This is a genomic window from Paucibacter sp. M5-1 (genome assembly GCF_027498415.2).
Classification (GTDB): Bacteria; Pseudomonadota; Gammaproteobacteria; order Burkholderiales; family Burkholderiaceae_C; genus Roseateles_E.
Genome location: NZ_JAPZLM020000001.1, coordinates 4,258,031 through 4,277,773 on the forward strand (window position 1 = coordinate 4,258,031; position 19,743 = coordinate 4,277,773).

General features: G+C 68.9%; 19 protein-coding genes. 16 read left to right on the top strand and 3 right to left on the bottom strand.

Annotated features, from left to right (window positions below):
- Positions 1–10: 10 nt before the first annotated feature.
- The 5 genes from O5M90_RS20140 (at position 11) to O5M90_RS20160 (ending at position 6,295) form a co-directional block, all read left to right on the top strand.
- Positions 11–3,211, top strand: a complete 3,201-nt coding sequence (locus O5M90_RS20140) for an nSTAND1 domain-containing NTPase (RefSeq protein WP_269838290.1) — start codon at positions 11–13, stop codon at positions 3,209–3,211.
- 32 nt (positions 3,212–3,243) lie between these two features.
- Entirely contained in the window at positions 3,244–3,624 is a 381-nt protein-coding gene (locus O5M90_RS20145; RefSeq protein ID WP_262971624.1) for a hypothetical protein, read from the top strand.
- Positions 3,625–3,890: 266 nt separating this feature from the next.
- A complete protein-coding gene (locus O5M90_RS20150) occupies positions 3,891–4,169 on the top strand; it encodes a helix-turn-helix domain-containing protein (protein WP_137942904.1) in 279 nt (92 codons plus the stop codon).
- 150 nt (positions 4,170–4,319) lie between these two features.
- Positions 4,320–4,787, top strand: coding sequence for a low molecular weight protein-tyrosine-phosphatase (locus O5M90_RS20155; RefSeq protein WP_269838289.1), 468 nt, complete (start codon positions 4,320–4,322; stop codon positions 4,785–4,787).
- A 53-nt stretch (positions 4,788–4,840) separates the two neighbouring features.
- Positions 4,841–6,295 (top strand): GGDEF domain-containing protein, encoded by a 1,455-nt coding sequence (locus tag O5M90_RS20160; RefSeq protein WP_269838288.1) that lies wholly within the window; start codon positions 4,841–4,843, stop codon positions 6,293–6,295.
- Here O5M90_RS20160 and O5M90_RS20165 read toward each other — a convergent pair whose 3' ends face one another.
- Both O5M90_RS20165 and O5M90_RS20170 read right to left on the bottom strand, forming a co-directional pair.
- Entirely contained in the window at positions 6,296–7,213 is a 918-nt protein-coding gene (locus tag O5M90_RS20165; protein ID WP_440402295.1) for a pseudouridine-5'-phosphate glycosidase, read from the bottom strand. It lies immediately after the preceding gene.
- An 8-nt stretch (positions 7,214–7,221) separates the two neighbouring features.
- Positions 7,222–8,310 (bottom strand): carbohydrate kinase, encoded by a 1,089-nt coding sequence (locus O5M90_RS20170; protein ID WP_269838287.1) that lies wholly within the window; start codon positions 8,308–8,310, stop codon positions 7,222–7,224.
- A gap of 105 nt (positions 8,311–8,415) precedes the next feature.
- On the opposite strand from O5M90_RS20170, the gene gph reads away from it, so the two are divergent.
- A complete protein-coding gene (gph, locus tag O5M90_RS20175; protein ID WP_269838286.1) occupies positions 8,416–9,108 on the top strand; it encodes a phosphoglycolate phosphatase in 693 nt (230 codons plus the stop codon).
- Here gph and O5M90_RS20180 read toward each other — a convergent pair.
- Positions 9,062–9,658, bottom strand: a complete 597-nt coding sequence (locus O5M90_RS20180) for a chalcone isomerase family protein (RefSeq protein ID WP_137942908.1) — start codon at positions 9,656–9,658, stop codon at positions 9,062–9,064. The genes gph and O5M90_RS20180 overlap by 47 nt on opposite strands.
- Positions 9,659–10,010: 352 nt before the next feature.
- Here O5M90_RS20180 and trpE point away from each other — a divergent pair, with 352 nt between their 5' ends.
- The 10 genes from trpE to O5M90_RS20230 all read left to right on the top strand — a co-directional run bounded on the left by trpE (position 10,011) and on the right by O5M90_RS20230 (position 19,741).
- Positions 10,011–11,495 (top strand): anthranilate synthase component I, encoded by a 1,485-nt coding sequence (gene trpE / locus O5M90_RS20185; protein ID WP_137942909.1) that lies wholly within the window; start codon positions 10,011–10,013, stop codon positions 11,493–11,495.
- A gap of 81 nt (positions 11,496–11,576) precedes the next feature.
- Entirely contained in the window at positions 11,577–12,161 is a 585-nt protein-coding gene (locus tag O5M90_RS20190) for an aminodeoxychorismate/anthranilate synthase component II (protein WP_269838285.1), read from the top strand.
- Positions 12,158–13,240, top strand: coding sequence for a low-specificity L-threonine aldolase (gene ltaE, locus O5M90_RS20195; protein WP_269838284.1), 1,083 nt, complete (start codon positions 12,158–12,160; stop codon positions 13,238–13,240). Before O5M90_RS20190 ends, ltaE begins: the two co-directional genes overlap by 4 nt.
- Positions 13,241–13,260: 20 nt before the next feature.
- Positions 13,261–14,295 (top strand): anthranilate phosphoribosyltransferase, encoded by a 1,035-nt coding sequence (gene trpD / locus O5M90_RS20200; protein WP_269838283.1) that lies wholly within the window; start codon positions 13,261–13,263, stop codon positions 14,293–14,295.
- A 17-nt stretch (positions 14,296–14,312) separates the two neighbouring features.
- The gene (gene trpC / locus O5M90_RS20205; protein WP_262971616.1) at positions 14,313–15,101 is read left to right on the top strand and encodes an indole-3-glycerol phosphate synthase TrpC; all 789 of its coding nucleotides are present in this window, start codon (positions 14,313–14,315) and stop codon (positions 15,099–15,101) included.
- Positions 15,098–15,787 carry a uracil-DNA glycosylase gene (locus O5M90_RS20210; RefSeq protein ID WP_269838282.1) on the top strand — a complete coding sequence of 230 codons (690 nt, stop codon included), beginning with the start codon at positions 15,098–15,100 and terminating at the stop codon, positions 15,785–15,787. The genes trpC and O5M90_RS20210 overlap by 4 nt, the downstream gene beginning before the upstream one ends.
- Before the next feature lie 120 nt (positions 15,788–15,907).
- Positions 15,908–16,840, top strand: a complete 933-nt coding sequence (locus O5M90_RS20215) for a BadF/BadG/BcrA/BcrD ATPase family protein (RefSeq protein WP_269838281.1) — start codon at positions 15,908–15,910, stop codon at positions 16,838–16,840.
- Positions 16,841–16,847: 7 nt separating this feature from the next.
- Positions 16,848–17,597 carry a GntR family transcriptional regulator gene (locus O5M90_RS20220; RefSeq protein WP_137942916.1) on the top strand — a complete coding sequence of 250 codons (750 nt, stop codon included), beginning with the start codon at positions 16,848–16,850 and terminating at the stop codon, positions 17,595–17,597.
- A gap of 7 nt (positions 17,598–17,604) precedes the next feature.
- Positions 17,605–18,738 (top strand): N-acetylglucosamine-6-phosphate deacetylase, encoded by a 1,134-nt coding sequence (nagA, locus tag O5M90_RS20225; RefSeq protein ID WP_269838280.1) that lies wholly within the window; start codon positions 17,605–17,607, stop codon positions 18,736–18,738.
- A complete protein-coding gene (locus tag O5M90_RS20230) occupies positions 18,731–19,741 on the top strand; it encodes an SIS domain-containing protein (RefSeq protein WP_269838279.1) in 1,011 nt (336 codons plus the stop codon). The genes nagA and O5M90_RS20230 overlap by 8 nt, the downstream gene beginning before the upstream one ends.
- The last annotated feature ends 2 nt before the right edge of the window (positions 19,742–19,743 follow it).

Sequence of the window (19,743 nt, forward strand, 5' to 3'; positions counted from 1 at the left end):
ACGCCGCGCGATGCGCTTCGTCCTCGGCGACTGGGCGATCGATCCGGCCAGCAATGGCCTGAGCCGGGGCGAAGAGCGCCGCCAGATCGAGCCGCGGGCGATGCAGGTGCTGGTGGCGCTGTGCGAGCAGCCCGGCCAGGTGCTCAGCGCCGAGCAGCTGCTGCAGCAGTGCTGGCCCGAGCAACCGCTGGGCGACAACCCGGTGCACAAGACCGTGGCCCAGCTGCGCCGCGCGCTGGACGACAGCGCCACCGAGCCGCGCTATATCGAGACCCTGCGCAAGCGCGGCTACCGGGTGCTGGCCCCGGTCGCGTCCAGCGATGGCCCCGCGCCCCAGGCCCGCGAGGGCGGCTGGCGCGGCGGCTCGCCGTTTCGCGGCCTGCTGGCTTTTGATGCGGCCCATGCCGAGGTCTTCTTCGGGCGCGAGCGCGTGCTGCAGGAACTGTTGCTCAGCGTGCGCGCCCGCTGGCGCGAGCAGCGTGCCTTCACGCTGCTGCTCGGGCCCAGCGGCTCGGGCAAGACCTCGCTGGTGCAGGCCGGCCTGTTCCCGGCGCTGCAAGGCCTGGCCAGCACGGGGCTGGACCTCGGCGATATCGGCCTGCATGCGCCGCTGGCCGCGCTGGCGGCCGCGCTGCTGGACTGGGAGCTCGACGGGCGCTGCCTGTTCCCCGGCGCCAGTGCCGACAGCCTGGCCCGGAGCCTGGCGCACACGCCGCAGGCCGTGCTGGCCGAGATTGCGGCGGCGCGCGGCGGGCGCGACGCGGCGCTGCTGCTTTTCGTCGACCGGCTGGAGGCGCTGTTCGTCGCGCCGCATCTCGATGCCGCCTGTGTTGGCGACTTGCTGGCCGCGCTGCAGGCCCTGGCCGACAGCGGCGATGTCATCGTGATCGCGGCCTGCCGCAACGATTTCTATCCGCGCCTGTCCGAGCACAGCCTGCTGATGCGCGACAAGCAGCTCGGCGCGCACTTCGACCTGGGCCCGCCCAGCCGTGCCGAGATTGCCCAGATGATCCGCCTGCCGGCACGCGCGGCCGGGCTGAGCTTCGGCATCGATCCGAGCACCCGGGCGCGGCTCGACGATCAGCTCTGCGACGACGCGGCCCACAGCCCGGATGCGCTGCCGCTGCTGCAGTACACGCTGGAGGAGCTGTACCGGCTGCGCAGCCCGCATGGCGAGCTGAGCTTCGCTGCCTACCGCGAACTCGGCGGGCTGGAGGGCGCGATCGGCCTGCGCGCCGAGGCCGTGATCAAGAGTCTGCTGCCCATCCAGCAACAGGCCCTGCCTCAGGTGCTGGCGCTGCAGATCAGCCTGTCGGCCGAGGAGGCGCGCGCCACCAGCCGGCGCGCGCTGTGGGACGAGCTCGGTGGTGCGGCCGAGCGCGAGCTGGTCCAGGCCCTGGTCGATGCGCGGCTACTGGTCAGCGATCTGATCGAGCAGCGGGCCGGTTTTCGCGTCGCCCACGAGGCGATTCTGCGGCGCTGGCCGCGGGTCACCGAATGGATTGCCGAGCACCAACAGGCCCTGCAGCTGCGCAGCCGGCTGCGCCAGCAGGTGGCGCGCTGGCAGGCCGAGGGGCGGGCCGCCGAGTATCTGCTGCCCAAGGGCAAGCAGCTGGCCGACGCGCTGGCGCTGCTGGGGCATCGCGAGTTCGCGATCAGCGCTGACGAGCGCGACTATGTGCAGGCCTCGCGCCGCCGCGCCGCGCGCGGCGGGCATCTGCGCCTGGCGGCCGTGCTGGGCCTGGCCTTGCTGACCCTGCTCAGCGGCATGCTGGCCTGGCGAGCCGACCGCGCCGAGCAGCTGGCGCGCCAGCGCAGCGAGCAGGCCGATGACTTGCTGGGCTATATGCTGGGTGAATTCGCCGACAAGCTGCGCCCGGTGGGGCGGCTTGAGCTGCTCGACAGCGTCGGCGCGCAGGCCCTGAAGCATCTGGCCGAAGGCGACCGCCCGACTGAGCCACAGGCCCTGCTGCAGCGTGCCAAGGCGCTGACCGTGATCGGCGAGGTGCGGGTCTCCAAGCGCGAGCTGGATGCGGCGATAGCACCGCTGCAGCAGGCGCGCCGCCTGCTCGATGCGGGCACGCCTGCGGCCGAGCTGCTGCCGCAGTGGCGCAAGGCCCAGGGCGCGGCCGATTTCTGGTTGGGCCATGCCTTCTATGTGCAGCGCCAGTTCGACGCCGCGCGCGCCGCCTGGCGAGCCTACCGCGAGCACAGCGCCCAATGGCTGGCAGAGGCGCCCGGCCAGGCCGAGCCGCTGATCGAGCTGTCCTATGCCGAGAACAGCCTGGGCACGGTGATGCTGGACAGTGGCGATCTGCCCGGCGCGGCGCGGCAGTTCCGCGCCTCGATCGAGCTCAAGCAGCAGGCGATGCGGCTGCGCCCCGATGACCTCAGCCTGAAGGCCTGGTGGGCCAACAGCCTGACCTGGCTGGGCACGACCCTGCTGTGGCAGGGCGAGTTCGAGGCCGCGCGGCGCCTGTTCGAGCAGGGGCTGCAGGGCATTACACAGGCGCGCGCCCAGGCCCCGTCGGATCTGGAATGGCTGGACAGCGAAGCGGTGGCCCAGACCTGGATCGGTCAGGCCTGGCAGAAGCTGGGGCAGCGGGATCAGGCGCTGGCGGCCTTCGGCCGGGCCAAGGTCTTGTTCGGCCGCTTGCTGGCGCAGGAGAGCGACAACCGCAAATGGCGGCTGGGCCTGGCCCGGGTCGAGGTGCTGGAGATCGAGACGCAGGCCCCCGGGCGCAGCGCGGCGCGGCTGCGCGAGCTGCTGGCGCAGTTGCAGGGTTTCAACAGCGGCGCCAGCGCGGCGGCGACGCTGCGCCGCCTGCCCCAGCGCGCCCAGACCACGCTGGCGCTGGGCCGCGAGCTGCGTGCCCAGGGCGACGACGCCGAGGCCCTTGAGCTGCTGACTGGCCTGCTGCCCAGCCTGAGCGATGCACTGCAGACCCAGCCCGACGATCTGCGCCTGCATGCCGAGCGCGCCAAGGTCCGGCTGGCCGTCGCGGATCTGCACGCGCAAGCGCGCGCCGAGACGGCGGCACGCGCGCAATGTGAATCCGTGCTGGCCGAGCTGGACCGCCTGCGGCCCTTGCTGCGGGTTCATTTCGATATTACCGAGACCTGGGTCCAGGCATATTCCTGCCTGGAGCGGAAAAGCCAGGTCGGCGCCGAGCAGCAATGGTTGGCCGAACGTCGCGATCCCCGCTCCTGATTCATTTGAAAACCAGTTGAAAAGGGATAGCCATGTCGACCAATACCTACTATGTCAAGGCCTCGATAGACGCCAGCGGCAACTATGCCGACTGCAGTTATTTCACCGACCCGGCCTGTACCCAGGTGGCCGAGCAGCCTTTGCGCATTCCACAAAGCGCCGGGGTTTGTAACTTCGTGCAGGCCGCCGCCTCGCCGCTGGTGCTGGTCGGCTCGGTCTTCAAGACCCTGGGCCACGCGCCGACGCTGAACAGCCACAACTTCACGCCGGCCAATGACGAACACATCGTCGCGGTAGGCATGCCCACCAGCGAGATCGTCACCAAGGGCGTGGTGCTGATGTTCTCCAGCCCCGGGGAGGTCACCTGCCTGTATCCCAGCACCGACCCCGAGGTCAAGAACGACGACCAGTGAGCCGGCACCGTCCATCTGAGACCGAGATGAGACCAAGCTGAGACTGCCGCCAGCGCCGGGCAGGTCGACAATTCGCGGACTTGTTTGGCCGTAGATCCGTCAAAACCAAGGGTTGTCCCTTGGTTTTTTCGTTGATGAGGCACCGGAAGGTTTCCGGAAGCTTGCCCGGGACCGGGCTGCCTAGAGTCCGTGACGTCGTGGAGATCTGCGGCGCCGCGGCGGGACGCTCGACCGACCCGCCCCCATCATCAAAAGAGGGTCCGAGCATGCAGCAAGACACAGAACGCGCCGGTCGGCCGGTGCCGACCACTGGGCGGGTATTCCTGGTCTCCGAGATACTGAAGGATCTGCGCAGCGAGAAACTGCAGAGCCAGGAGGAAATGGCATTTTCCTGCAGCGACCGGAAAATCCGGGTCTCGATCGCGTCGATCAAGCGGGCCGAAACCGGCAAGCCGGTGATTTACCGGGTGGCCCGCGAACTGGCACGGTATTTCGATGTGCCTGTGCAGAAACTGATACGCAGCGAGCGCAGCGGCACCGCCTGATACTGATACCAAACTGATACTGGTTGGCCGGCCGCCAGCCACCAAACTAGTCTTCGCTCAGGGGCTGCGGAATATCGACCAAGCATCGGCCTTGAACAAGTGACAAGGCCGGGACGCCGGGCCGCAGCGGCGTCTCCTATCATCGCGGGGATGAAGAACATCCTGCTGGTGTGCACCGCCAATATCTGCCGCTCGCCGATGGCCGAGGCGGTCTTGAAGGCGCAAGGCCTGTATGCGCTGGTGCAATCGGCCGGCATGCGCGCCGGGCCGCGCGGCGAGCCGGTCGATGCCCGCGCCGCCCGCGTGCTCTTGCAGCGCGGCTATGAGCTGGGCAAGAAATGGCGTTCGCGGCGCGTCCAGGCCGAGGACTTTGCCCGTTTCGACCTGGTGCTGGCGATGGACCATGACAATCTGCGCGATTTGCGCCTGCTCTGCCCGGCCCAGCAGCAGGACAAGCTGCATCTATTCCTGGATTTCGTGCCCGGCCATGCCGGCCGGGAGGTGCCCGACCCCTATTTCGGCAGCATCCAGGGCTTCGAGCATGTGTTGAGCCTGGTGGAGCTGGGCGCGTCGGGATTGCGCGAAGCCCTGCAGAGCGGGCGTGTCTCGGCGCTGTGACAGCCCGGGTCGCAGCGCTACTCAATTGGCTGCCGCAGCGCTAAGCTGCGGCCATGCAGATACGCACCAAGCTCGCCCTCCACCTGATGGTGCAGGTCGTCCTGGTGGGGCTGATGGTGGCGGCCCTGCTGCATCTGGCCTCGGCCTACCGGGCGCTTGAGCAGGCCCAGTCGCGGCGCTTCGAGGGCCATCAGCTGGCGGCCGAGCTGTATCAAAGCTCCAACGAGCTGAGCCTGATGGCGCGTCTGTTCGTGCTGCAGCAGCAGCCGCGCTATGCCCAGTTCTATGCCGACATCGTGCGCATGCGCGATGGGCAGGCGCCGCGTCCGCTGGACTATGACGCGGCGTTCTGGGATCTGCGCCTGGCCGAAGCGCAGGCTGCCGACGGCCCCGGCCGCATGGCCTCGGCGCAGGAGCGCCTGCACGCGGCCGGTTTCACGGCGCAGGAACTGGGCTTGCTCGACGAGGCCCGGCAACGCTCCGAGGCGCTGATGACACTGGAGCGCCAGGCCATGGGCCTGGTCGAGAAGCGGCCGGGCTTCACTCCGCGCCCGGAGGACTGGCGCCAGGCCCTGGACCTGCTGCACGGCGAGGCCTATCTGCGCGCCAAGGCCGAAATCGCGGCGCCGCTGCGGCGCCTGACCCAAAGCCTGGCCCAGCGGCTGGAACAGGAGCGGCTGCAGGCGCAGCGCAGCGTGCGGCAGGCCTCCTATATGGCCGCCGCCATCCTGCTGGTGCTGAGCCTGCATGCGCTGTGGTCGGCGCACCGTTTCGACCGCTCGGTGCGCCAGCCGCTGGCGGCCCTGCGGGACTGGGCCCAGTCGGTGCGCTCGGGCCGCCATGGCAGCCGCACGAAGCTGCCGGTGGACACCGAGTTCGGCGAGCTGTCGGCGGTGATCGACGAGATGGCCGATGCGGTGGAGCACAGCCTGGCCGAGCTGCGCGAGGAGGTGCAGCGCCGCACCCGCGCCGAGGAGGTGGTCCAGCACCTGGCCAACCACGATGCGCTGACCGGCCTGCCGTCGCTGCGCCTGCTGCACGACCGGCTGGAGCGGGCGCTGGCCCGGGCCCAGCGCGAAGGCGAGGGCGTGGCGCTGCTGTTCATCGACCTGAACGGCTTCAAGCCGGTCAATGACCAGTACGGCCATGAGTCCGGCGATATGGTGCTCAAGGTGGTGGGCCAGCGCCTGGCCGGTGCGGTGCGCGATGCCGACACGGTGGGCCGCATCGGCGGGGACGAGTTCCTGGTCATCCTGCCCGATGTCGGCAGCCATGAGGCGGCCGTCCAGGTGCGCGACAAGCTGGACGCGCTGCTGCGCCAGCCCATCTATCTGCCGACCCACAAGCTGGTGGTGCAGATCTCGGCGGCCATCGGCATCGCCCGCTTTCCCGATATGGCCAAGGACTCCGCCAGCCTGCTGCGCCTGGCCGACGAGGACATGTACAAGCACAAGGCCGCCAGCGGGGCGGGGCGCCCGCCCTCGTCCCCGCCGATCAAGGTCGGCTGATCAGGCTGCCAGGGCCACCGCCAGGCGTGCGCCGGCCACCGCGTTGTGCTTGACCAGGGCGATATTGGTGGCCAGGCTGCGGCCCTCGGTCAGCGCCTTGATGCGGGCCAGCAGATAGGGGGTGACGGCCTTGCCGGCGATGCCTTGCGCGGCCGCCTCGGCCAGGGCCTGCGCGGTGATGCGCTCGATCTCGGCGCGCTCCATCGCCTGCCCGGCCGGCACCGGGTTGGCGATCACGACGCCGCCGGCCAGGCCCAGTGCCCACTTGGTCTGCAGGAAGCGCGCTTGCTCGGCCGCCGCGTCGATGCGGAAGTCGGCCTTGAAGCCGCTGTCGGGCGTGTAGAAGGCGGCGAAATTGTCCTGGCCGATCGCGATCACCGGCACGCCATGGGTTTCCAGGTACTCCAAGGTCAGGCCGATGTCGAGAATGGACTTGGCGCCGGCGCAGACCACGGCCACCGAGGTCTGCGCCAGCTCCTGCAGATCGGCCGAGATGTCGAAGGAGGTCTCGGCGCCGCGGTGCACGCCGCCGATGCCGCCGGTCACGAAGACCTGGATGCCGGCCAGCGCCGCGCAGATCATCGTCGCGGCCACGGTCGTCGCGCCGATCTTGCCGCTGGCCAGCACATAGGGCAGGTCACGCCGGCTGACCTTCAGCGCCTCGGGCGATTGGCCCAGCAGCTCCAGCTCGGCCTCGGACAGGCCGATGCGGATCTTGCCGTCGAGGATGGCGATGGTGGCCGGCACCGCGCCGCCGTCGCGGATGATCTGCTCGACCTCGCGGGCCGTCTGCACATTCTGCGGGTAGGGCATGCCATGCGAAATGATGGTGGATTCCAGCGCGACGATGGGGCTGCCGGCGGCGCGGGCGGCGGCCACTTCGGCCGAGTATTCGATGAAGGTGTGCAGGGTGCTCATGGGGGTTCTCAGTGGATGGATTGCAGCAGTTCGGGGCCGAGATCGGGATGAACGGTGGCTTCGGTCTGCAGGGTCAGCGCCGACAGCGCGAGGCCGCGGCGGCAGGCCAGGGCCAGGTCGAGCGGGTCCTGGTACAGCGAGGCACAGACCCCGGCCGAGAAGGCGTCGCCGGCGCCGGTGACATCGAGCACCGGCACGCTCGGTGCCGGCAACGCCAGCAGCGCGTCGCCGTCGCTGTAGAGCACGCCGGCCGCGCCCTGGGTGACGACCAGTTGTTGCAGGCCGCGCTCGCGCAGCTGGCGATGGGCGCGCCGCAGCGCGCTCGGGTTGGAGAGCGGCTTGCCACCGCACAGCGCGGCCAGCTCGCCTTCGTTCAGCAGCAGGCAGTGAACGCCGCTCAGGTCCTGCGGCAGCCGCGCCATCTTGGGCACCGAGACCGCGACGACGACCAGCGGCCGCGTGTCGGCGGCGGCCTCGCTGATCAGCTGGGCCACGCTGTCGGCCGGCAGGTTCAGGTCGATCACGGTGAGGCTGGCGCTGGCGCGCTGGGCCGAGGTGAGGCGCAGGAAATCGGGTGTCAACCTCTCGGTCAGCGCCATCTGCGCCAGGGCCAGCAGCATCGCGCCATCGGCGTCGAGTACGGCGGTGTAGCTGCCGGTGGCAGCGTCGGCGGCCTGCAGCGAGCCGCTGGTCGCGATGCCCAGCCGCGCCGCATGGGCCAGCAGCTCGCGACCGGCCGGGTCGTCGCCGACCGCGCTGAGCAGATGCACAGGCAGGCCCAGCCGCGCCAGGTTCTCGGCCACATTGCGGGCCACGCCGCCGGGCGTCTCGCGCTGGCTGACCGGGTTCGAGGTGCCCATCTGCAGCGGCGCCAGGGTGCGCAGCTTGCGGTCCAGATTGCTGCCGCCGATGCAGACGATGGGCGCACGCTGCGGCAGCACATAGGCCCGGCCCAGCAGCCGGCGCTCGCGCGTCAGGCTGGCGATATGGCCGGCCACCGCCGAGCGCGACAGGCCCAGGCGCTCGGCCAGGTCTTGCTGGCCGATGAAGGGGTTGTCGCGTATCAGTGCGAGCAGCTGTTCTTTTTTGCTGTCCATGGCGTTTATAAACAATTGTCCGTATTGTAAAACAATTGTCTAAATCGGGGTGGTGCGCCCAGCGTGCCCGCTAAACTCGCGGCTCCCCAGTTCGCCACCGCCGCCGTGACCTCTCAGACCTGCCCCCAAGCCTTCATCCTCGACCTTGACGGCACCCTGGTCGATACGCTGGGTGACTTTGTCGCGGTGCTGAATCTGGTGCTGCAGGAGCTGGCGCTGCCGGCCGTGAGCCGCGAGTTCGTCGAGCTGACGATAGGCCAGGGCAGCGAGCACCTGATACGCAGCACGCTGGCCGAGGTGGGTGGAGCGCCCGCGCTCTACGAGACCGCCTGGTCTCGCTACCAGCAGCACTATCTGGCGCTGAACGGGCAGTTCTCGGCGGTGTTTCCGGGCGTGGTCGAAGGGCTGGAGCGGCTGGCGGCGCTGGGCCTGCCGATGGCCTGTCTGACCAACAAGCCGCTGGCCTTTGCCCGTGAGCTGCTGGCGCGCAAGGGCCTGGCCGGCTATTTCGGCTGGGTGTTTGGCGGCGACAGCTTTGAGCGCAAGAAGCCCGATCCGCTACCGCTGATCAAGACCTGCGAGGCGCTGGGCACGGTGCCTGGCGCCACCTGGATGATCGGCGACTCCAGCAACGATGCCCGCGCGGCGCGCGGCGCCGGTTGCCCGGTGGTGCTGGTGCGCTATGGCTACAACCACGGTGAGCCCATCGACGCGGTGCCGGCGCTGCAGCACCTGGACCGGCTGGATCAGCTCACTGTCCCGAGCGGCTGCGCTGAATCCCCAGCAGCGCATCCTTGAGCTGGTCGTCGGCCGGCGACTTGCCCAGCCAGATCTTCAGCAGCACGCCGAAGAACTCCGGCTCCTTGATCGGCTCGCCGGCGACCTTGGCGCCGTTGACATAGACCACGGTGCCGGTGCCGGGAATCCACTCGACGCTGAAGTTCTCGCCGGTCGTGAGCTTTTTCTTGGTCGCAAAGATATCGGCGATGCGCAGCACGCCGTTGATGGCCTTGGCGAACTCCTCGCGCGAGGCGTTCTGCTCCATGCCCTTGGTGAAGAGCTTGCCGAGCTCGTTGCCGTCGATCTCGCGCAGCATCTGGATGTGCAGGCGTTTCGGGCCCGGCGCGGCGAGCGCGGCCTCCGGCGTGCCGGCCTTGGCGCCCAGATACAGGCCTGCGGTATAGACCTTGAAGACGGCCTTGTAGCGAATGCCGGCGCCGTTGAGTTGCAGCTTCTGGCCGGCCACTTCGGCCGTGGGCTCGTACTTGACGCCGGCCACCTCGACCGTCTGGGCCTGGATGGGCAGGGCCATGGCCAGCAGCAGGGCCGCAAGGAATTGTCTCGACATGTCTCGCTCCGTTTTATCGGCGAAGTATGGCGCGAAGCCCGCCCGCTTGTCCGTGTTGTGCATCACGCACAAACCCTGAACGGAGTCGTCACACAAGCACTGCTAAACTGCGCCGCATCATGTTCATCACGCGCAAGCACATCAAGGGGTCGAACGACCGGGGAGCCTGGCCCTGGCGTCGCCCGTCCGACTTCGCCTGAAGCCGCTTGATTGATTGACCGCGTGCCGGCTCCTGGTTCCCGGAGCTGCACAGCCCGAACCTTCCCGGTGGGATGGACGCAGTCAAGCGACCTGACATCCGGTGTGCCTGCGTCGCCTTCGAGCGCGGGGCCGCCCTGCATCAAGGTACGTGATGATTACCGAACTCGAATTCCAGAGCCTGGCCGCCCAGGGCTATAACCGCATCCCGCTGCTCAGCGAGGCTTTTGCGGATCTTGAAACCCCGCTGTCGCTGTATCTGAAGTTGTGCGCCGGTGCCGGCAACGGACGGCACAGCTTTCTGCTGGAGTCCGTCGTCGGCGGCGAGCGCTTCGGCCGCTACTCCTTCATCGGTCTGCCGGCCCGCACCGTGCTGAAGAGCCAGGGGCTGCGTACCGAGGTGCTGCGCGACGGTGCGGTGATAGAGACGCACGAGGGCAATCCGCTGGACTTCATCGAGGCCTACCAGCAGCGCTTCAAGGTTGCGTTGCGGCCCGGCATGCCGCGCTTTTGCGGTGGTCTGGCCGGCTACTTCGGCTATGACGCGGTGCGCTATATCGAGCCCAAGCTCGCCAAGACACAGAAGAGCGGCGGCCTGGACACGCCCGATGTGATGCTCTTGCAGTGCGAGGAGTTGGCCGTCATCGACAACCTGTCGGGCCGGCTCTACCTGATCGTCTACGCCGACCCCTCCCAGCCCGAAGCCTATTTCCGCGCCAAGAAGCGCCTGAGCGATCTGCGCGACAAGCTGACTTACAGCGTCTCGGCGCCCCAGGTCAAGCGCGGCCAGTCGCACCCGGTCGAGCGCGAGTTCGCACGCGCCGATTTCGAGGCCGGCGTGCTCAAGGCCAAGGACTACATCGCGGCCGGCGACTGCATGCAGATCGTGTTCGGCCAGCGCCTGCGCAAGCGCTACACCGAGTCGCCGCTGAGCCTGTACCGCGCGTTGCGTTCGCTGAACCCCAGCCCCTATATGTACTTCTACGATATGGGTGACTTCCAGATCGTCGGCGCCTCGCCGGAGATCCTGGTGCGACACGAGCGCACACCCGAGGGCCAGCAGATCACGATCCGCCCGCTGGCCGGCACCCGCCCTCGCGGCGCGACGCCCGAGCTCGATGCGGCGCTGGAAGTGGAGCTGAAGGCCGACCCCAAGGAGCGTGCCGAGCACCTGATGCTGATCGACCTGGCGCGCAACGACATCGGCCGCATCGCCAAGACCGGCTCCGTCAAGCTGAGCGATGCCTTCGCGGTGGAGCGCTACTCGCATGTGATGCACATCGTCTCGAATGTCGAGGGCACGCTGCGCGAGGGCTTGAGCAATATGGATGTGTTCCGCGCCGCCTTCCCGGCCGGCACCTTGAGCGGCGCACCCAAGATCCGCGCGATGCAGATCATCGACGAACTCGAGCCGGTCAAGCGCGGCATCTATGGCGGCGCCTGCGGCTATCTGAGCTTTGCCGGCGATATGGACCTGGCGATTGCGATCCGCACCGGCATCGTGCAGGACCAGACCCTGTATGTGGCCGCCGCCGCCGGCATCGTGGCCGACTCGGTGCCCGAGCTGGAATGGAAGGAAACCGAGGCGAAGGCGCGCGCGCTGATTCGCGCGGCTGAACTGGTTGAGGAGGGTTTTTGATGAGCCCCCACGTTCACATTCGTTCACTGCCCCCCGAGGGGGCTCAGGCCTCCCTTGGGACGGCCCTGCGGGAGTCCTGACATGCTGCTGATGATCGACAACTACGACAGCTTCACCTTCAATCTGGTGCAGTATTTCGGCGAACTCGGCGCGGATGTGAAGGTCGTGCGCAACGACGAGATCAGTGTCGCCGAGATCGCGGCGCTGAAGCCCGATCAGCTGGTGTTCTCGCCCGGCCCCTGCTCGCCGGCCGAGGCGGGCGTCTGTGTGGAGGCGATCCAGCACTTCACCGGCAAGCTGCCCATCCTGGGTGTCTGCCTGGGCCATCAAAGCATCGGTGCGGCGCTGGGCGGCAGGATCATCCGCGCCAGGACCCAGATGCATGGCAAGGCCAGCACGATCAGCACGGATCGCAAGGGCGTGTTCAAGGGCCTGCCGCAGGACTTCTCGGTGATCCGCTACCACTCGCTGGTGATCGAGGAGGCCACGATGCCGGCGGTGCTGGAGATCAGCGCGCGCAGCGAGGATGGCGAGATCATGGGCGTGCGCCACCGCGAGCTGGCCGGCACGGCCACGCCGCTCGAAGGCGTGCAGTTCCATCCCGAGTCCATCCTGTCCGAGCACGGTCATGCGATGCTGAAGAACTTCCTGGAGCGAGCCTTATGAGCGCCATCGTCGACCTCAGAAGCGACACCGTCACCCGGCCCACGGCCGCCATGCGCGAGGCGATCGCGCGTGCCGAGGTGGGCGACGACGTCTTCGGCGACGACCCGACGGTGCTGGCCCTGCAGGCCCGCATGGCCGCGCTGACCGGCATGGAGGCGGCGCTGTTCATGCCCTCGGGCACGCAGAGCAATCTGTGCGCGATGCTGGCCCATTGCGAGCGCGGCGACGAGTACATCGTCGGCCAGCTGGCCCACACCTACCGCTATGAAGGTGGTGGCGCGGCCGTGCTGGGCAGCATCCAGCCCCAGCCGCTGAGCCAGGATGGTCGCGGCCGGATGGATCTGGCCGACATCGCGGCGGCCATCAAGCCGAACGATCCTCACTTTGCGCGCAGCCGCCTGCTGTGCCTGGAGAACACCTGGAACGGCCAGGTCATGCCGCACGCCTATCTGGCCGAGGCCACGGCCCTGGTGCGCCGTCACGGCCTGAGCTGCCATCTGGACGGGGCGCGGGTGTTCAATGCGGCGGTGGCCGATGCCGGGGAGGGTGGCGATGTGTTCGCCGCGCTCGCGCGCATCACCGCGCATTTCGACAGTGTCTCGGTCTGCTTCAGCAAGGGCCTGGGCGCACCGGTGGGCTCGATGCTGTGCGGCTCGGCCGCGCTGATTGCGCGGGCGATGCGGGTGCGCAAGATGGTTGGCGGCGGCATGCGCCAGGTCGGCCTGCTGGCGGCCGCAGCCAACCATGCGCTGGACCACCATGTGCTGCGCCTGCGCGAGGACCACGCGCTGGCCGCCAGCCTGGCCGAGGGGCTCGCTGGCATCGAGGGCCTGAGCGTGCGCCCGGTGGACACCAATATCGTGTTTGCCGATGTGGCGGACGGACGCGGCGCCGATCTGCTGGCCCATCTGAAGGCGCAGGGCATCCTGGCCACCGGCCTGATCGGCCTGCGCTTCGTGACCCATCTGGATGTCGATGCCGAGGGCATCCGCCGCACCGTGGCCGCCGTGCGCGAGTTCTTCGCCGCCGGTGGCCGGGCGCCGGCCCCAGCGGCCCGCGCCGCGGCCGGCCCGTATTGAGATCTGCAGGAGCGACCCACATGCCCATTACCGACAACGAAGCCCTGACCCGCGTCATCGAGCACCGCGAGATCTTCCATGACGAGATGCTGACCCTGATGCGCCGCATCATGGCCGGCGAGATGTCGCCGGTGATCTCGGCCGCGCTGCTGACCGGCCTGCGCGTCAAGAAGGAAACCATCGGCGAGATCACCGCGGCCGCGCAGGTGATGCGCGAGCTGAGCAACAAGGTGCCGGTGCCGCCAAGCCCGCATCTGGTCGATGTCGTCGGTACCGGCGGCGACGGCGCCCACACCTTCAATATCAGCACCTGCTCGATGTTCGTCGCGGCCGCGGCCGGCGCACAGATCGCCAAGCATGGCAACCGCAGCGTCTCCAGCAAGACCGGCAGCGCCGATGTGCTGGAAGTGCTGGGCGCCAACATCATGCTGAGCCCGGCCCAGGTGGCCGAGAGCGTCAGGCAGACCGGCATCGGATTCATGTTCGCGCCGAACCACCACCCGGCGATGAAGAACATCGCGCCGGTGCGGCGCGAGCTGGGTGTGCGCACCATCTTCAACATCCTGGGGCCGCTGACCAATCCGGCCGATGCGAAGAACATCCTGATGGGCGTGTTCCACCCCGATCTGGTCGGTATCCAGGTGCGCGTGATGCAGCGCCTGGGCGCCGAGCATGCGGTGGTGGTCTACGGCAAGGACGGCATGGACGAGATCTCGCTGGGCGCGGCCACCCTGGTCGGCGAGCTGAAGAACGGCGAGGTGCGCGAGTACGAGATCCATCCGGAGGACTTCGGCCTGGCCATGGTGAGCAACCGCAGCCTCAAGGTCGCCGGTCCCGAGGAGTCGCGCGTGATGCTGATGGGGGCGCTGGAGAATGTCGAAGGGCCGGCGCGCGATATCGTGATCCTGAATGCCGGTGCGACGCTGTATGCGGCCAATGTCGCCGAATCGATTGCCGACGGCATTGCCAAGGCCCGTGCCGCGATCGCGTCCGGTGCTGCCAAGGCCAAGCTGGAACAGTTCGTCGCGGCGACCCAGTCGCTGGGCAAGGCTTGAGAGAGAGAAAGATCGAGATGGACGACATCCTAAAGCGCATCGTTGCGGTCAAGCACGAGGAGATCAAGGCGGCGCGCGCCGCGCTGCCGCTGGCCGCCGTGCGGCGCGAGGCCGAGCAGCTCGGCGGCCTGCGCGATTTCGAGGCCGCGCTGCGCGCCAGGATCGCCGCGGGCCACAGTGCAGTGATCGCTGAGATCAAGAAGGCCAGCCCTAGCAAGGGCGTGATTCGCGCCGACTTCCGGCCCGCCGAGATCGCGGTCAGCTATGAGCGGCATGGTGCGGCCTGTCTCAGCGTGCTGACCGATGCGCAGTTCTTCCAGGGCGCGCCGGCCTATCTGCAGCAGGCCCGCGCTGCCTGCGCGCTGCCGGTGCTGCGCAAGGACTTCATGGTCGACGAGTACCAGGTCTATGAGGCCCGCGCGATGGGGGCCGATTGCATCCTGCTGATCGCCGCCTGCCTGGAAGACGCGCAGATGGCCGATCTGGAGGCCTGCGCGCAAAGCCTGGGCCTGGCGGTGCTGGTCGAGGTGCACGACGGCGCCGAGCTGGACCGCGCGCTGCGGCTGAAGACACCGCTGGTCGGCATCAACAACCGCAATCTGCGCAGCTTCGAGGTCACGCTGGACACGACCCTGGGCCTGCTGAAGAACGTGCCGGCCGATCGTCTGCTGGTCACCGAGAGCGGCATCCTCGGCCCGGCCGATGTGCGGACCATGCGCGCGGCCCAGGTCAATGCCTTCCTGGTCGGCGAGGCCTTTATGCGCGCGCCCGATCCCGGCGCGGCGCTGGCCGAGCTGTTCGCGTGAGTGCCGACGCGGTCTCTGGCGGCTGGGCGCCCATCGTCGAGGCCTGGCGCGCCAGCCCGGCCGGCCAGGGCCTGGAGGCCTATCTGGCCCAGCGCCGCGCTGCCGGTGCGACGATCTATCCGCCCGAGCCCTATCGCGCGCTGCAGCTGACCCCGCTGGACCAGGTCAAGGTCGTGATCCTGGGTCAGGACCCGTACCACGGCCCGGGGCAGGCCGAGGGCCTGTCCTTCTCGGTGCCGCGCGGTCTCAAGAAACTGCCGCCCAGCCTGCGCAATATCTACAAGGAGTTGCAGCGCGATCTGGGCCTGACGCCGCCGGCCCATGGCCATCTTGCCACCTGGGCCGAGCGCGGCGTGCTGCTGCTCAACACCTGCCTGACGGTCGAGGACGGCGCGCCGGCCAGCCATGCCAAACGGGGCTGGGAGGCGCTGACCGATGCGCTGATCCGGGCCGCGGCGGCCGATGCTGCACCCAAGGTCTTCATGCTCTGGGGCGCGCACGCCCAGGCTAAGGCGATGCTGATCGCGGCGGCCGGTCCCCAGCATCTGATCCTGCAGTCCAACCATCCCTCGCCGCTGTCGGCGACACGGCCGCCGCTGCCCTTCATCGGCTGCGGTCATTTCTCGCGAGCCGCCCAGTGGCTGGCCGAGCAGGGACGGGCGCTGGAGTGGCGTTTACCGGAATAACCCTGATTTGGTGCCTTATTGGTATTAACCCGAGATTAAGGCAGAACCCGCGTCACTGAGGGTAAATCAGTGGAATACCAATTGACGTACCGGTATCTCTGGTACTAGACTGGTATTAACATGAGAACGGTCCTCGAACGCGCGCTCGATGCGCTCACTCCCAGCCATATCAAGACCATACGCTACCTGGTGGGCGTCGATGGCGGTGGCACCGGCACCCGTCTGCGGCTGGCCGATCTGGATGGTCGCCCGCTGGGTCAGGGTGAGGCCGGGCCCTCGGCCTTGGGGCAGGGGGCCGAGCAGGCTTGGCATCATATCCAACAAGCCCTGCAGGCGGCTTGCCGGCAGGCGGGCCTGGACTCGCTGAACCTGGCCGAGTGTGCCATCGGTCTGGGGCTGTCGGGGGCCACCGTGGTCGAGCAGGCCCAGGCTTTCATGCGCATCCAGCCCGGCTATGCCCATGTGGTGCTGGACAACGACGGCTACACCACGGTGCTGGGTGCCCATGGCGGCGCGCCGGGCGCGGTGGTCGCGGCCGGCACCGGTTCGGTGGGCGAGGCCTTGCGTGCCGATGGTTCGCGCGTGATGAGCAGCGGCTGGGGCTGGATCAACGGCGACGAGGGCAGCGGTGCCTGGCTGGGGCTGAAGGCGATGCGCCATGCCCAGCAGGCGCTGGACGGCCGGGTGCCGGCCGGGCCGCTGGCCCGCGCGGTCTGGGCTTTTGCCGGTAGCGACCGCGAAACCCTGCTGGCCTGGTGCGCCAGCGCCGCCCAGCATGGCCACGCGCGACTGGCGCCGCTGGTGTTCGAGAACGCGGCGCACGATCCGGTTGCCCAGGGCTTTGTCAACGAGGCCGTGGCCGAACTGGAGCGTCTGGCCTTGGCGCTCGACCCGCAAGGGCAGTTGCCGCTGGCGCTGTGCGGCAGCGTGGCGCTGCGCCTGGCGCCGCTTTTTTCCGAGTCGATACGAGCCCGCTGCGTCGCGCCCCAGGGCGATTCGGCCGCGGGCGCGCTGCTGCTGGTTCGCGGCGCCTTAACCGAGATGGGGTCCTAAGAAAATCATGTCAAGCGCCGCCAAGCTGCCCTTTCAATTCAAACCCGATCCGCAGGCCGCCTCGCCGCTGTATATGCAGCTGGCCCAGAAGCTGGCCCAGGCGATCCGCGACGGCCAGTACCACGCCGACGAGGCCCTGCCCTCGGAGCGGGTGCTGTCCGAATCACTGGATCTCTCGCGCGTCACGGCCCGCAAGGCCATCGACCGTCTCGTCGAGCAGGGGCTGATCATCCGCAAGCGCGGCTCGGGCAACTACATCGCGCCCAAGCTGGAGCAGCCGCTGTCGCGCCTGACCAGTTTCTCGGAAGAGCTGCACCAGCGCGGCTTCAAGCCCAGCTCGCGCTGGCTGACGCGCAGCTTCTCGCTGGCCGCGCCCGATGAGCAGCTGAGTCTGGGTCTGACCACCGGCGAGCGGGTCTCGCGCCTGGAGCGCCTGCGCCTGGCCGACACGGTGGTGATGGCTTACGAGGTCAGCGTGCTGCCCGAGGCGGTGCTGCCGGATCCGCAGGCCGTCGAGGCCTCGCTGTACGCCCATCTGGCCCAGCATGGCGGCGCGCCGGTGCGTGCGCTGCAGCACATCCGCGCCATCAATGCCGAGCCCAAGCTGGCCGAGCTGCTGGAAGTGCCGGTGGGGCAGGCGGTGCTGTTCATCACGCGGGTGGGTTTTCTGGAGTCGGGCCAGGCGGTGGAGCTGACGCACTCCTACTGCCGCAGCGATTACTACGACTTCGTCGCCGAGATGCGGCGTGAGGGCTGAGGCGGGGATGAGTTTGGGCCAGACCATCGAGGGCTATGTCCTGACGCCGCAGGGCTTTGTGCGCGGCACGCTGACCCAGCGGGACGGCCGCATCGCGGCCATCAGCGGCGAGCCGGTCAGCGAATCCGAGGTGCGCCAGGGCCGGGCGCTGCCCATCGTGCTGCCGGGTTTCATCGATGTGCATGTGCATGGCGGTGGCGGGCGCGACACGATGGAAGGCGGCGACGCCGCGCTGGCGATCGCCCGCATGCACGCACGCCACGGCACGACCGCGCTGCTGGCGACGACGATGACGGCGCCGATGGGGGATATCCGCACGGCGCTGAGCGCGCTGGGTCCGGTCTGCCGCGAGCGCGCGAGCGGCAGCGCCCGGGTGCTGGGCGTGCATCTGGAAGGCCCTTACATCAACCCCGGCAAGCTCGGCGCCCAGCCCGACTTCGCCAAGCCCGCCAGCATCGAGGAGATCCAGGCACTGCATGCGCTGGCCCCGATCCGGCTGATCACGCTGGCGCCCGAGCTGCCCGGCAATCTGGATCTGATCAGCGCGCTGCGTGCGGCCGGATTCCAGGTGCAGATCGGCCACACGCTGGGCACTTACGAGGACGGCGTGGCCGCGCTGGCGCATGGCGCCGGCGGCTTCACCCATCTGTTCAACGCGATGACCGGCCTGCACCACCGCGAGCCGGGCATGGTGGGCGCGGCGCTGGCCCATGCGCAGTATTCGGAAATTATTCCCGACCTGCTGCATGTGCATCCGGGCGCGATCAAGGTGGCGCTGCGCGCCATTCCCTGCCTGTTCTGCGTCAGCGATTCGACCGCTGCGGCCGGCATGCCCGATGGCGAGTACAGCCTGGGCAGCCACAGGGTGCGCAAGTGCATGGGCGGCGTGCGCCTGCCCGACGGCACGCTGGCGGGCAGCACGCTGACGCTGGACCAGGCGCTGCGCAATCTGGTGGGGCTGGGGCTGGAGATCGCGGACGCCTCGCGCCGCGTCTCCACCCATGCGGCCGATTACATGGGCCTGGACGAACGCGGCCGCCTGGCCGTCGGCGCCTGGGCCGATTTGGTGGTGATGGACCGGGATCTGCAGTTGCAGCGTGTGCTTGTTGAAGGGGAAGAGATTGACATCGCGAATGCTTGAGGAAGCGCTGAGCGCGCCTGCCGCCGTGGCGCGCCAGCTGGCCGCCGACCAGAATGCCTATGCGGCGCTTGGCGAGGCGCTGCGCGCCAGCCCGCCGACCAGCCTGCTGACGGTGGCCCGCGGCAGCTCCGACCATGCGGCCCACTACATGGCCTATCTGATGATGGCGCGGCTGGGCCGGCTGGTGACCTCGCTGCCGATGTCGCTGATCACGCTGTACCAGAGCAAGATCGAGTGCAAGGGCCTGGTCTCGCTGGCCTTCTCGCAGTCCGGCCAGAGCCCGGACCTGGTGGCGCCGACGAAATTCTTCAGCGCCGGCGGGGCCCGCACCGTGGCCTTTGTGAACGCCGAGGGCTCGCCGCTGGCGGCCGCCGCCCAGCATGTGTTCGGCCTGCATGCCGGCCCGGAGCAGAGCGTCGCCGCGACCAAGAGCTATATCGCCCAGCTGGTGGCCGGTGCTCGCGTCGTCGCGGCCTGGCAAGCGGACGAAGACCTGGCCGCCGCGCTGCAGACCCTGCCGCAGGCGCTGGAGAAGGCGGCCGCGCTGCGCTGGGATGTGGCGGTCGAGGCCTTGAAGGATGCCGACAAGCTGTTCGTGATCGGCCGCGGCACCGGCCTGGCGATCGCGATGGAGGCGGCGCTGAAGTTCAAGGAGACCTGCGGCATCCAGGCCGAGGCCTTCTCGGGTGCCGAGGTCAAGCACGGGCCCATGGCCCTGGTCGAAGAAGGCTATCCGCTCTTGGTGTTCGCGCCGCGAGGCCCGGCCCAGGCCGGCCTGATCGCGCTGGCCGAGGAGATGCGCGGCCGTGGCGCGCGCGTGCTGCTGGCAGCCCCGGCCGGCACGCCCGGTGCCGAGCTGGAACTGGCCTGCACCGGCAACGAGGACCTGGACCCGATCGCCGCGGTGCAGAGCTTCTACCCGATGGTGGAAGCGCTGGCGCGCGCGCGCGGGCTCAACCCCGACCAGCCGCGCCATCTGGCCAAGGTCACGAAGACGCATTGATC

Excerpts from the sequence above, each read along its gene's own strand:
- O5M90_RS20140 (WP_269838290.1), top strand. The coding sequence starts at position 11 with ATGCGCTTCGTCCTCGGCGACTGGGCGATCGATCCGGCCAGCAATGGC.
- O5M90_RS20145 (WP_262971624.1), top strand. The coding sequence starts at position 3,244 with ATGTCGACCAATACCTACTATGTCAAGGCCTCGATAGACGCCAGCGGC.
- O5M90_RS20150 (WP_137942904.1), top strand. The coding sequence starts at position 3,891 with ATGCAGCAAGACACAGAACGCGCCGGTCGGCCGGTGCCGACCACTGGG.
- O5M90_RS20155 (WP_269838289.1), top strand. The coding sequence starts at position 4,320 with ATGAAGAACATCCTGCTGGTGTGCACCGCCAATATCTGCCGCTCGCCG.
- O5M90_RS20160 (WP_269838288.1), top strand. The coding sequence starts at position 4,841 with ATGCAGATACGCACCAAGCTCGCCCTCCACCTGATGGTGCAGGTCGTC.
- O5M90_RS20165 (WP_440402295.1), bottom strand. The coding sequence starts at position 7,213 with ATGAGCACCCTGCACACCTTCATCGAATACTCGGCCGAAGTGGCCGCC.
- O5M90_RS20170 (WP_269838287.1), bottom strand. The coding sequence starts at position 8,310 with ATGGACAGCAAAAAAGAACAGCTGCTCGCACTGATACGCGACAACCCC.
- O5M90_RS20180 (WP_137942908.1), bottom strand. The coding sequence starts at position 9,658 with ATGTCGAGACAATTCCTTGCGGCCCTGCTGCTGGCCATGGCCCTGCCC.
- trpE (WP_137942909.1), top strand. The coding sequence starts at position 10,011 with ATGATTACCGAACTCGAATTCCAGAGCCTGGCCGCCCAGGGCTATAAC.
- O5M90_RS20190 (WP_269838285.1), top strand. The coding sequence starts at position 11,577 with ATGCTGCTGATGATCGACAACTACGACAGCTTCACCTTCAATCTGGTG.
- ltaE (WP_269838284.1), top strand. The coding sequence starts at position 12,158 with ATGAGCGCCATCGTCGACCTCAGAAGCGACACCGTCACCCGGCCCACG.
- trpD (WP_269838283.1), top strand. The coding sequence starts at position 13,261 with ATGCCCATTACCGACAACGAAGCCCTGACCCGCGTCATCGAGCACCGC.
- trpC (WP_262971616.1), top strand. The coding sequence starts at position 14,313 with ATGGACGACATCCTAAAGCGCATCGTTGCGGTCAAGCACGAGGAGATC.
- O5M90_RS20215 (WP_269838281.1), top strand. The coding sequence starts at position 15,908 with ATGAGAACGGTCCTCGAACGCGCGCTCGATGCGCTCACTCCCAGCCAT.
- O5M90_RS20220 (WP_137942916.1), top strand. The coding sequence starts at position 16,848 with ATGTCAAGCGCCGCCAAGCTGCCCTTTCAATTCAAACCCGATCCGCAG.
- nagA (WP_269838280.1), top strand. The coding sequence starts at position 17,605 with ATGAGTTTGGGCCAGACCATCGAGGGCTATGTCCTGACGCCGCAGGGC.
- O5M90_RS20230 (WP_269838279.1), top strand. The coding sequence starts at position 18,731 with ATGCTTGAGGAAGCGCTGAGCGCGCCTGCCGCCGTGGCGCGCCAGCTG.